At 75.3% G+C, this 10,831-nt stretch carries 13 protein-coding genes; 8 read left to right on the plus strand and 5 right to left on the minus strand.

Going from position 1 to position 10,831, the window contains the following annotated elements:
* Positions 1-8 precede the first annotated feature (8 nt).
* The 3 genes from ACIQG9_RS14010 to rimP are packed head-to-tail and all read right to left on the minus strand — an operon-like array spanning position 9 to position 2,108.
* The gene (locus ACIQG9_RS14010) at positions 9-341 is read right to left on the minus strand and encodes a YlxR family protein (protein WP_400401515.1); all 333 of its coding nucleotides are present in this window, start codon (positions 339-341) and stop codon (positions 9-11) included.
* A gap of 16 nt (positions 342-357) precedes the next feature.
* Positions 358-1,401, minus strand: a complete 1,044-nt coding sequence (gene nusA, locus ACIQG9_RS14015; RefSeq protein WP_400401517.1) for a transcription termination factor NusA — start codon at positions 1,399-1,401, stop codon at positions 358-360.
* Positions 1,398-2,108 carry a ribosome maturation factor RimP gene (rimP, locus tag ACIQG9_RS14020; RefSeq protein ID WP_400401519.1) on the minus strand — a complete coding sequence of 237 codons (711 nt, stop codon included), beginning with the start codon at positions 2,106-2,108 and terminating at the stop codon, positions 1,398-1,400. Before rimP ends, nusA begins: the two co-directional genes overlap by 4 nt.
* Positions 2,109-2,280: 172 nt before the next feature.
* Here rimP and ACIQG9_RS14025 point away from each other — a divergent pair, with 172 nt between their 5' ends.
* The 7 genes from ACIQG9_RS14025 to ACIQG9_RS14055 all read left to right on the plus strand — a co-directional run bounded on the left by ACIQG9_RS14025 (position 2,281) and on the right by ACIQG9_RS14055 (position 8,844).
* The gene (locus ACIQG9_RS14025) at positions 2,281-2,790 is read left to right on the plus strand and encodes a hypothetical protein (protein WP_400401521.1); all 510 of its coding nucleotides are present in this window, start codon (positions 2,281-2,283) and stop codon (positions 2,788-2,790) included.
* On the plus strand, positions 2,787-3,236 hold the full coding sequence (locus tag ACIQG9_RS14030) for a ferritin-like domain-containing protein (protein WP_400401523.1): 450 nt from the start codon (positions 2,787-2,789) through the stop codon (positions 3,234-3,236). The genes ACIQG9_RS14025 and ACIQG9_RS14030 overlap by 4 nt, the downstream gene beginning before the upstream one ends.
* Before the next feature lie 140 nt (positions 3,237-3,376).
* On the plus strand, positions 3,377-3,964 hold the full coding sequence (locus ACIQG9_RS14035) for a PadR family transcriptional regulator (protein ID WP_400401525.1): 588 nt from the start codon (positions 3,377-3,379) through the stop codon (positions 3,962-3,964).
* Positions 3,961-4,695: an ABC transporter ATP-binding protein gene (locus ACIQG9_RS14040; protein ID WP_400401527.1), complete on the plus strand. Its 735-nt coding sequence runs from the start codon at positions 3,961-3,963 to the stop codon at positions 4,693-4,695. Before ACIQG9_RS14035 ends, ACIQG9_RS14040 begins: the two co-directional genes overlap by 4 nt.
* Entirely contained in the window at positions 4,692-7,442 is a 2,751-nt protein-coding gene (locus ACIQG9_RS14045) for an FtsX-like permease family protein (RefSeq protein WP_400401529.1), read from the plus strand. Before ACIQG9_RS14040 ends, ACIQG9_RS14045 begins: the two co-directional genes overlap by 4 nt.
* 71 nt (positions 7,443-7,513) lie before the next feature.
* Positions 7,514-7,993: a nitroreductase family deazaflavin-dependent oxidoreductase gene (locus ACIQG9_RS14050; RefSeq protein WP_400401531.1), complete on the plus strand. Its 480-nt coding sequence runs from the start codon at positions 7,514-7,516 to the stop codon at positions 7,991-7,993.
* Positions 7,994-8,106: 113 nt separating this feature from the next.
* On the plus strand, positions 8,107-8,844 hold the full coding sequence (locus tag ACIQG9_RS14055; protein WP_400401533.1) for a nucleotidyltransferase domain-containing protein: 738 nt from the start codon (positions 8,107-8,109) through the stop codon (positions 8,842-8,844).
* Between the two features lie 3 nt (positions 8,845-8,847).
* Here the strand turns inward: ACIQG9_RS14055 and ACIQG9_RS14060 are convergent, their stop codons facing one another.
* Together ACIQG9_RS14060 and map are read right to left on the minus strand one after the other, a co-directional pair.
* Positions 8,848-9,564, minus strand: coding sequence for a VIT1/CCC1 transporter family protein (locus tag ACIQG9_RS14060; RefSeq protein ID WP_400401535.1), 717 nt, complete (start codon positions 9,562-9,564; stop codon positions 8,848-8,850).
* Positions 9,561-10,418 carry a type I methionyl aminopeptidase gene (map, locus tag ACIQG9_RS14065; protein ID WP_400401537.1) on the minus strand — a complete coding sequence of 286 codons (858 nt, stop codon included), beginning with the start codon at positions 10,416-10,418 and terminating at the stop codon, positions 9,561-9,563. Before map ends, ACIQG9_RS14060 begins: the two co-directional genes overlap by 4 nt.
* A gap of 95 nt (positions 10,419-10,513) precedes the next feature.
* Here map and ACIQG9_RS14070 point away from each other — a divergent pair, with 95 nt between their 5' ends.
* Positions 10,514-10,828 (plus strand): STAS domain-containing protein, encoded by a 315-nt coding sequence (locus ACIQG9_RS14070; protein WP_400401540.1) that lies wholly within the window; start codon positions 10,514-10,516, stop codon positions 10,826-10,828.
* The last annotated feature ends 3 nt before the right edge of the window (positions 10,829-10,831 follow it).

A 10,831-nucleotide genomic window follows, 5' to 3' on the forward strand; every position in this document is an offset into this window, starting at 1 on the left:
TCGTGTGCTCATGTCGGTCGTCCTACCTTGCTAGCGACCCTCGCCCGGTCGGGTTGACCGGACGTCGTGGTTGACGCGTCGACGTACTCCGCGACGGCGCCGTGGTCGGGGACCCCGGTGATGCGCAGCGAACGCCCGAAGGCGCGACGCCGCACCGCCAGCGCGAAGCAGGCCGGATCCGGGTGCATGTTCGCCCCCCGACCCGGCAGACTACGGCTCGGATCGGGCCGGAGACAGTGACCAGCCTCGTCACCGACCGCGACGATCCGCAGCAAATCGCTGGCCGGCGCACGTTGCCGGCAACCCACACAGGTGCGCTCCGGCTGCGCGCGTCGAACCACTGGAGAAAGTCTACCCCTAGCTGCCAGAGATCGCTCCGCCCGGCTCCGGGACGTGACCGGCCCCGCCCCGACCGCCGGTCACCGCCTGCTCCGCGTCCGACCGGATGTCGATCCGCCAACCGGTCAATCGGGCGGCAAGCCGGGCATTCTGCCCCTCGCGGCCGATGGCCAACGAGAGCTGGAAGTCCGGCACGGTCACCCGGGCCGTCCGGGTGGCCAGATCGACCACCTCGACCCGGAGCGCCTTGGCCGGCGAGAGCGCGTTGCCGACGAAGGTGGCCGGGTCGTCCGACCAGTCGATGATGTCGATCTTCTCGCCGTGCAGCTCGCTCATCACCGCGCGGACCCGCTGGCCCATCGGGCCGATGCACGCGCCCTTGGCGTTCACGCCCTGCACGGTGGAGCGTACGGCGATCTTGGTGCGGTGACCTGCCTCACGGGCGATCGCCCCGATCTCCACCGTACCGTCGGCGATCTCCGGCACCTCCAGCGCGAACAGCTTCTTCACCAGCGCCGGGTGGGACCGGGACAGGGTGATCTGCGGGCCGCGCATCCCCTTGGTCACGTGCACCACCACGCAGCGGATCCGCTCGCCGTGGGTGTACCGCTCACCGGGCACCTGCTCGGACTGCGGCAGCACGCCCTCCAGCTTGCCCAGGTCGACGCTGACGATGCCCTTCTCGGACCGCGCCTCGTGCGCCTGCACCACGCCGGTGACCAGGTCGCCGTCGCGGCCGACGTACTCGCCGAAGTGCACCTCGTCGGTGGCCTCCCGCAGCCGCTGGAGGATCACCTGCTTGGCGGTCATCGCGGCGATCCGGCCGAAGTCGTGCGGGGTGTCGTCCCACTCCCGTACCACGGTGCCGTCGTCGTCCAGCTCCTGGGCGTAGACCAGGGCGGCCCCGTTCTTACGGTCGATCTCCACCCGGGCGTGCGACTCGGCGCCGTCGGTGTGCCGGTAGGCGGTCAGCAACGCGGTCTCGATCGCCGCGAGGATCGTGTCGAACGGGATCTCCCGCTCGCGCTCGAGTGCGCGCAGCGCCGCGAGGTCGATGTTCACCTCTCCTCGTCCTCCACATCATCTTCGTCGTCGATGTCGTCCATGTCGTCGCCGGCCTCGTCGTCGCCGTCGAACTCGGCCGCCTCGTCGATCTCGTCGAGGCGGTTGAACTCGACCTGCACCCGGCCGGGGCCGAGCTCGGCGTAACTGTGTTCCACGCGGCCGGACCCGGTCTCCAGCACCACGCGCTCGTCGTCGGCCGCCGCCACCCGACCGGTGACCTGACGGTCGCCGGCGGGCTGCTCGCCGCGCTGCTCGGGCAGGTCCGCCACCCGGGCGGTCACCTTGACCAGCCGGCCGACGTTGCGCCGCCAGTGCCGGGGCAGGGTCAGCGGACGGTCCACCCCGGGGGAGCTGACCTCCAGCTGGTACTCCCCCGCCACGATGTCGCCGCCGGACTCCTCGGCCGCGTCCAGGGCCGCCGAGACGGCCCGCGAGACGTCCGCGACGGCGTCCAGGTTGATCCCGCCGTCGGCGTCCACGATCACCCGGACCACGTGCCGCCGGCCGGCCCGGGAGACGGAGAGGTCCTCCAGGTCGTAGCCGGCCCCGGTGATCACCGGCTCGATCACGTCGCGCAGCCTGGCGCGGCGCGCGGCCAGGTCGCCCCGGGGTGCGCCCGCACGGTCCCCGCCCCGGGGGCCGTCGGTGCGACGGGGTCGCCCCGTCGGCCCCGCCGGCCTGGTGGCACGGCCACGCTGCGTCATCTGCGCATCCTTCTCCTGATCGGCGGCGGCCGTCGGACCGCCACGCCGGGACGCCACCGGGGCGGACGCGCCGGTGGCTGCGCAGAGCGTAACGCGCCGTCGGGGCAGCGGCCCCGGCGGCGCACCGACGGCGGTCGCCCACCTACGGGCACCCATGGTGTTGACTTGTCCGGTGGCCACGGGCAGAACGACAACGCACCACGGCGGAACGGGGCAATCCCGGCGGGCCGTGCTGCGCGCGGGCGCGCTCCTGGCGGCCGGTGCCGCCGCCGTACCGCTGACCGGCTGTGATCTTTTCGACGGCGACCGACCCGACCCGGCACCCGACCCGCTGGAACCGCTCGCCGCGGAGTCCCGCGCGCTGGCCGACCGGCACCGGGCCGCGGTCGCCGCCGACCCGGGGCTGGCCGACCGGCTCACCCCGATCGCCGAGGCGCACACCGCGCACGCCGACGAGCTGCGCCGGCTGATCGGCCGCCCGGAGCCGTCCGGCCCGGCGACGCCGAGCCCGGGCGCGACCGGCGGCGGGGACCGGGCCGCCGTCCTCGCCGACCTGCGGGCGGCCGAGCAGCGCGGCCGGGACAACGCGGCGAAGGCCTGCGCCGACGCCCCGGGCGAGCGGGCCGCGCTACTCGGCTCGGTCACCGCCGCCCGGGCCACCCACCTGGAGGCGCTGAAGTGACCCGGCACACCGCCCCGTCCGCCCCCGGCGACGCCCTGTCCGCCGCGCTCGCCGCCGAGTACGCGGCGATCTACGCCTACGGCCCGATCGGGGTACGGCTGACCGACGCCGACCGGCGCTCCGCCCGGGCCGCCGAGGCGGCCCACCGGTCCCGCCGGGACGCGCTGGTGCTCCAGCTCAGCACCGGCGGCGGTCAGCTCCCCGCCGACCAGGCCGGCTACGCGCTGCCGTTCCCGGTCACCGACCGGGCCAGCGCCCTGCGGCTGGCGGTGCAGGTGGAGGAGCGCACCGCGGCCTTCTGGCGGGCGGTGCTGCCGGTCACCACCGGGGCGGACCGCACCCGGGCGCTCAACGCGCTGACCGACTGCGCGGTGCGGGCCACCCGGTGGCGGAACACCGCCGGGGTGACCCCGGTGACCGTGCCGTTCCCGGGTCGCCCGACCTGACCGGGCCCGGCCGGGTCGGCAGCCGGACCGGCCGGACCGGCAGCCGAACCGACACCCGGGGCCCGGCCCGACCGGGCAGGTCAGGCCGTCGCCCGCCCTCCGGTTGCGGTCCGCATACGGGGTATGCATACTCCGTTGCCATGTCCATCCGTCACGGCCTGCTCGCCCTGCTCGAACGCGGCCAGATGTACGGCTACCAGTTGCGGGCCGCGTTCGAGGAGTCGACCGGCTCGACCTGGCCGCTGAACATCGGGCAGGTCTACACCACCCTCAACCGCCTCGAACGCGACGGCCTGGTCCGCCCGCTGCCCGAGCACGAGGGCGGGCAGCGGCCGTACGAGATCACCGACGCCGGACGGGCGGACCTGGCCCTCTGGTTCGCCACCCCGATCAACCGCAACGACCGGCCCCGGGACGAGCTGTCGATCAAGCTGGCCCTGGCGCTGACCACCCCCGGGGTGGACGTCCGGGCGGTGGTACAGACCCAGCGGAGCGCGACCATGCGTACCCTCCAGGAACTGACCCGGTTGAAGTACGCCAGCGACCGGCCGGAGGACCTGCCCTGGCGGCTGGTGCTCGACGCGATGATGTTCCAGGCCGAGGCGGAGGTCCGCTGGCTCGACCACTGCGAGACCAGCCTGGTCCGGTACTCGCCGGCACCATCCCCCGGTCCCGCCGCCGTCCGACCCGGGGCGGTGGACCGGACCGAGGAGGAGGCCCGCCGGTGACCGGACAGGCTGACGTGGTGCTCGAACTGCGCGAGGTCCACCGCACCCACGGCAGCGGGGAGGCCGCCGTGCACGCGCTGCGCGGGGTGAGCCTCACCGTCGCACCGGGTGAGCTGGTGGCCGTGATGGGTCCCTCCGGGTCGGGCAAGTCGACCCTGCTCACCCTGGCCGGCGGGCTGGACCGGCCCACCGGCGGGGAGGTGCTGGTCGAGGGGGAACCGCTCGGGACGCTGGACCGGCGCCGCCTGGCCCGGCTGCGCCGCCGCCGGATCGGCTACGTCTTCCAGGACCTCAACCTGCTCGGCAGCCTCACCGCGGCGGAGAACGTGGCGCTCCCGTTGGAGCTCGACGGCGTCGGGGTACGGCAGTCCCGCCGGGCGGCGCTGGCGGCCCTGGACGAGGTCGGCCTGACCGGGCTCGGCGGGCGCTTCCCGGACGAGATGTCCGGCGGGCAGCAGCAGCGGGTGGCGATCGCCCGGGCGCTGGTCGGCCAGCGGCGACTGGTGCTGGCCGACGAGCCGACCGGGGCGCTGGACTCGCAGACCGGAGAGGCGGTGCTGCACCTGCTGCGTAGCCGGGTCGACGCGGGCGCGGCCGGGGTGCTGGTGACCCACGAGGCCCGGCACGCCGGTTGGGCGGACCGGGTGGTCTTCCTCCGCGACGGCGTCCTGGTGGACTCGACCGCGCCGCTGGTCGGGGTGGAGCAACTGCTCTCCGGCAGCGGTCGGTGAGCCGCCCCGGACGGTCCGGACGGTCCGGACGGTCCGGCCGGATCGCCGGTGCGCTCGGGTCCTGGCGGGCCGCGCTACGGATCGCCCGGCGGGAGGCCCGCCGGGCGCGGGGACGGACCGCGCTGGTGCTGGCCATGATCGCCCTGCCGGTGCTGGCGCTGACCTTCGTGGCGGTCAGCTACGACATGGCCGAACTCACCCGGGCCGAACGCTTCGACCAGCGGCTCGGCGACGCCGACGCGGAACTGCGCTGGGTGATGCAGAACCCGGGCCACCAGGACGTCTGGGGGGAGGGCTTCTGGCCCCGGCAGGGTGACGAGGTGGCCCGGACACGTCCGGTCAGCGTCGAGGAGATCACCGCACTGCTGCCGCCGGGCAGCCGGGTCAGCCTGGTCCGCTGGTGGATCCCGTTCGAGGTGCGGGCCGACGAACTGACCAGGACGCTGGCGGGGCGGGCGCTGGACCTCACCGACCCGCTGCCCCGCTCGGCGGTGCGGCTGCTCGCCGGCCGGCCGCCCACCGCGCCCGACGAGGTGGCGCTCAGCGCACCTGCCCGCCGGCTGCTGGACGTCCCGGTCGGCGGGACGGTCACCTCGGGCGACGGCGCCCGCCGCTGGCGGGTGGTCGGGCTGGTGGAGTTCCCGGACAACCTGGGCGAGGTGGTCGCCCTGCCCCCGACGGCGGTGCCCCGGGCCGGTCAGAGCCCGGACGAGAGCTGGCTGGTCGACCTGCCCGGCCCGGTGGACGCGGCGCTGGTGGAACGGCTCAACGCCCACGGCGTCACGGTCAGCGCCCGGACACCGGTGCCCGGCGGGCAGCCCACCGGCGCGGGCGGGTTGCGCACCGCGCTGCCCGATCCGACCCTGGCCGGGAACGCGGTGCTCGTCGGCGGGCTCGGCCTGCTGGAGGTCGTCCTGCTGGTCGGGCCGGCCTTCGCGGTCGGGGTCCGCCGGCGACGCCGGGACCTGGCGCTGGTCGCGGTGGCCGGCGGCGACCCGGTGCACCTGCGCCGGATCGTGCTCGCCGACGGGGTGGTGCTCGGCGGGCTCGGCGCGGCGCTCGGGCTGCTGCTGGGCGTCGCCGCCGCGTTCGCCGGCCGGTCGCTGGTCGAGGAGTACGTGGTGGGCGCGCGGATCGGCGGGTACCGGGTCTTCCCCGTCGCGCTCGTCGTGATCGCGGGGGTGGCGGTGCTGGCCGGCGTGCTGGCCGCGCTCGCCCCGGCGCTGACCGCCGCGCGGCAGGACGTGGTGGCCGGGCTGGCCGGTCACCGGACCGCGCCGCCGCACCGGCACCGTTGGCTGGTGGTCGGGGTGGCACTCACCGTGCTGGGCTCCGCGGTCGCGGCCCTCGGCGCCGGGTGGGGCAACCAGACGGTGATCCTCGCCGGGCTGATCCTGGGCGAGCTGGGCCTGGTCTTCGGTACGCCCGCGCTGATCGGCCTGCTCGCCCGGGCCGGGCGGATGCTGCCGCTGGCACCCCGGATCGCCCTGCGGGACGCCAGCCGCAACCGCTCCTCGGCCGCCCCGGCCATCTCGGCGGTGATGGCGGCGGTCGCCGGCAGCGTCGCCCTCGGCGTCTACGTGGCCAGCGACGACGCCCGCAACCGGGCCGACTGGCAGCCGGGGATGCCACCGGGACGGGTGGTGCTGCTGCGGGCCGACGCGTCCGGCTCCGACCCGCTGCCCCCGCTGCCGCGGGTCACCGAGGTGATCCGGGCCGAGCTGGGCACCGACGCGGTGGCCCCGCTGGCCGTGCCGGCCTGCGTCCACGAGTCGCCCGACGAGTACTGCACGGTGACGCCGGTGCTGCCACCCGGCCGGGCCTGCCCGTACGACGGCGAGTCGTACCGGTCGGCCGAGGTACGCCGGCGGGCGCTGGCCGATCCGCGCTGTGTCCGGCCGGGACCGAACCCGGACGGCATGTACCTGCCCACGCTGGTCGACGACGGGACCGTCCTTCCGGCGGTCAGCGGCGCACCGCCGGCCGAGGTGGCGGCAGCCGCCGCCGTGCTGCGCGCCGGGGGCGCGGTGGTCACCGACCCCCGGTACGTGGTCGCCGGCCGGCTGGCGGTCCGGGTCGACCGGACGGTCTCCGGCGACCCGGCACCGGAGACGGTCACCGCCACCCTGCCCGGGTACGTCCTGCGCGGCGGGGTGGCGGTCCACCGGCTGGTGCTCTCCCCGGCGGCGGCGGCCCGGATCAGCCTGACCGCCCAGCAGCTCGGCTTCGCGGTCGACATCCCCGCCGCGCCCGCCCAACGCCAGCTCGACCGGACCGTCACCGCGCTGCGGCCGTTGCTGCCGATGGCGGTGGAGGTGGAGCGCGGGCCGCCCGCCTCGGATCAGCGACCGCTGCTGCTCCTGCTGGCGGTCGGCTCCGGGGTGATCACGGTGGGCGCGGCCGGGGTGGCCACCGGGCTCGCGGCGGCGGAGGGCCGCCGGGACCTGTCCACCCTCGCCGCGGTCGGGGCCAGTCCCCGGGTACGCCGGCTGCTCTCGCTCTGTCAGGCGGGGGTGATCGCCGGGGTGGGCTCGGTGCTCGGCATCGTGGCCGGCCTCGGCTCGGCGGTGATCATCCTGACCTCGGTGAACCGCCAGTACGCCCAGGCGTGGCCGGTCGAGGTGCCGTACCCGATGGTGGTGCCGTGGCAGACCCTCGGCGCGCTGGTGCTGGTACCGCTGGTGGCGATGCTCGGCGCCGGCCTGCTCACCCGCTCCAAGCTGGCGGTCGAGCGCCGACTGGACTGAGCGGCCGACCGGACGGGACCGGGGCCGTCCGGTGGGTGCCGCGCGGCGTGCCGACGCGGCAGACTGACCGGGTGTCCGTACTGGGAAGCCTGACCCGTCGGCTCGGTCACCACGAGTGGTTCGGGGCCACCATGCGCCTGCTCGTTCCCGCCGACCGGATCGTCGGGCGGCTCACCCGGGGCCGGGTGGTCGCGCTCGGGCTGGTCCCGTCGCTGGTCCTCACCACCACCGGACGCCGGTCCGGCCAGCCGCGCAGCAATCCCCTGCTGTACGTGCCGGACGGCGACGGGTACGTGGTGATCGGGTCGAACTGGGGCCAGCAGCACCAGCCGGGCTGGGCGATGAACCTGCTGGCCCGGCCGGAGGCCGAGGTGGACGTCAGGGGGCGTCGGCTCGCCGTCCGGGCCGAGTTGGCCACCGGGGCCGAGCGGGAGCGACTCTGGCAGTTGCTGGTCACCGAGTGGCCGGCGTACCGGACGTACGTGCGGCGGGCCGGCGGCCGGGAGATCAGCATCTTCCGGCTGGTGCCGACCGGCCCGGCCCGGACCTGAGGCGGCCCGACGGGCGCGGCACGACGGGCGCGGCCGATGGTCGTGGCTAGGGTGGGAAACGGCACGTCGGCGCACCCGCGGGCGGCGACCTGGTGGGGACGGAGGTGTCCGGGGTGGACGGCGACGGCACGGACCTGGCGGCCGACCCGCACCGGGACGACCCCCGCTGGCGGGTCGCCGAACGGACGGCCGACGCGGCCCGGCGGCGCTTCCCGGCGGACATCCTCGCCGTCGCGGTGCACGGCCCGCTCGCGCACGGCGACGACGACGGGGGCGGGGACGGCGAGGTCGGGCTGCTGCTGGTCACCTACCGGGCGGGCACCGGGCCGACGCCGTCCACCCGGCGGGTGGACCGGGTGCTGGTCGACCTGACCGTGGCGGGCGCCGACGACTACCTGCGGCAGGCCCGCGCGCTGACCCCGCTCTGGCCGCTCACCGCCGACCGGTACGTCACCACCACCGCCCTGTACGACCCGACGGGCTGGCTGCGCACCCTGCGCGACGAGCACCTGGGCCGGCTCGCCCGGGCCCGCCCGGCGGAGTTCACCGCCGCCGCCCGGCAGTCCTGGTACCGGGGCTGGGCGGCGCACGCCCGGGCCGCCCGGCTCGCCGAGTGGTACGAGACCGACCAGGCGCTGCTGATGCTCGGTGAGGCCCGGCTGGCGGCGGCCACGGTGACCGGGCTGCTCAGCCGGACCTACTTCCGCGACCCGGGGGACGCGGTGCGGCGTACCGGGCTGGCCGGGGCGGACATGACCGAGGTGGGCAAGGTGCTCGCCGGGCAGGCCGACGAGCTGGCCGCCCGGGGCCGGCCGGTCGACGGCACCGTGGACGACCTGCTCACCGACTGACCGTCAGCCGAGCCCACCCTGGATGCCGATCAGGGTGCCGACCAGGTACGTCGCCCCGGCCGCCGCCGCGCCGAGCAGGAGCTGACGCAGGCCGCCGGACCACCAGGGGCGGCTGGTGAACCGGGCGACGATCGCCCCGGCCACGAAGAGCCCCACCCCGCCGACGCCGAGCGCCAACCCGAGGCTGGAGAAACCGAGCAGGTAGCTCAGCAGCGGGATCAACGCGCCCATCGAGAAGCAGAGGAACGACGAGATCGCCGCCGCCCACGGGCTGGGCTGCTCGTCGGGGTCGACGCCCAACTCCTCCCGGACGTGCACCCGCAGCGCCTCCTCCGGGTTGCGGCGCACCGCCTCGGCGACCTGCATGGCCAGGTCGCGGGGCAGGCCCCGGGCCACCCAGACGTCGGCCAGCTCACGGGCCTCCGCCTCCGGGTGCCGTTCCAGCTCGCGGCGCTCCTTGGCGACCTCGGCGGCGACCTGCTCGTTGGCCGAGCGGACGCTGGTGTACTCGCCGAGACCCATCGAGATGGCGCCGGCGACCAGACCGGCGGTGCCGGTGAGCACGATGCTGCGCGGCGACACCCCGCCGCCGCCGACGCCGGCGATCAGGGCGATGTTGGTGACCAGGCCGTCCATCGCGCCGAAGACGGCCGGCCTGAGCCAGCCGCCGGACACGTCCGCGTGGTGCGCCTCGCGCAGCGCCGCCGGGGTCTCGGTCACGGCAGGGTCAGGATCTCGTACCCGTCGTCGGTGACGACGATGGTGTGCTCGAACTGGGCCGTCCACTTCCGGTCCTGGGTGACCACCGTCCAGCCGTCGTCCCACATGTCGTACTGGTAGGTGCCGAGGGTGATCATCGGCTCGATGGTGAACGTCATGCCCGGTTCCATGATGTCCGTGGGCCGGGGACTGTCGTAGTGCGGCACGTACAGGCCGCTGTGGAACGCCTCGCCGATGCCGTGGCCGGTGAAGTCGCGGACCACCCCGTAGCCGAAACGCTTGGCGTACGACTCGATGACCCGGCCGACCACGTTGATCTGGCGGCCGGGTCGGACCGCCTTGATGCCCCGCATCATCGCCTCGTGGGTGCGCTCGACCAGCAGCCGGGCCTCCTCGCTGACCTCGCCCACGCAGAACGTGGCGTCGGTGTCGCCGTGCACCCCGTCCAGGTACGCCGTGACGTCGACGTTGATGATGTCGCCGTCGGCGAGCACGGTGGAGTCCGGGATGCCGTGGCAGATCACCTCGTTGAGGCTGGTGCAGCAGGACTTGGGGAAGCCCTTGTAGCCCAGCGTCGACGGGTAGGCGCCGTGGTCGACAAGGAACTCGTGCACCACCCGGTCGATCTCGTCGGTGGTCACCCCGGGCTTGCAGTGCTCGCCGGCGAGCTGGGTCGCCTGCGCGGCCAACCGGCCGGCGACGCGCATCTTCTCGATGGTCTCCGGGGTCTGCACGTGCGAGCCGCGCCACTCCTGCGGGCGCTTCTTGCCCACGTACTCCGGTCGGACGATGTGGCCAGGGACCGCTCGCCACGGGGAGAGCGTGCCTGGGGTCAGCGGCGCACGGACGGTCATGCCGACAGACTATCGCCGCGCCCCCCGGTGACCCCCGCCACGGCCCGGCCCCGGGGGTCGTTGCCGTGGTAACCGGGCTGTGCCATTGTGGCTGCGTGGATCAAGGGGGCGCACCTGCCGTCTTCTCCGCGAGCGCGGAGCTCGCCGGAGACCACGTCCACGTCACGGTGACCGGCGAGGTCGACATGGCGACCGCCGACACGATGGTGCAGACCACGCTCCGCGAGCCCGCCCGGCAGGTCACCCTGGACCTGCGGGCGGTCACCTTCTTCGACTCGGCCGCCATCCACGCGGTGGTCCAGCTCGCCGAGCGTTTCCCGGGCGCGCTGACCGTCTTCCCGTCCCGCCAGGTCAGCCGGGTGCTGGAGATCTCCGGCCTGGGCGACCAGGAGTGGCTCCGGCCGGCCTGAGCC

Origin of the sequence: Micromonospora sp. NPDC092111, assembly GCF_044755745.1 — a bacterium.
Lineage (GTDB): Bacteria > Actinomycetota > Actinomycetes > Mycobacteriales > Micromonosporaceae > Micromonospora.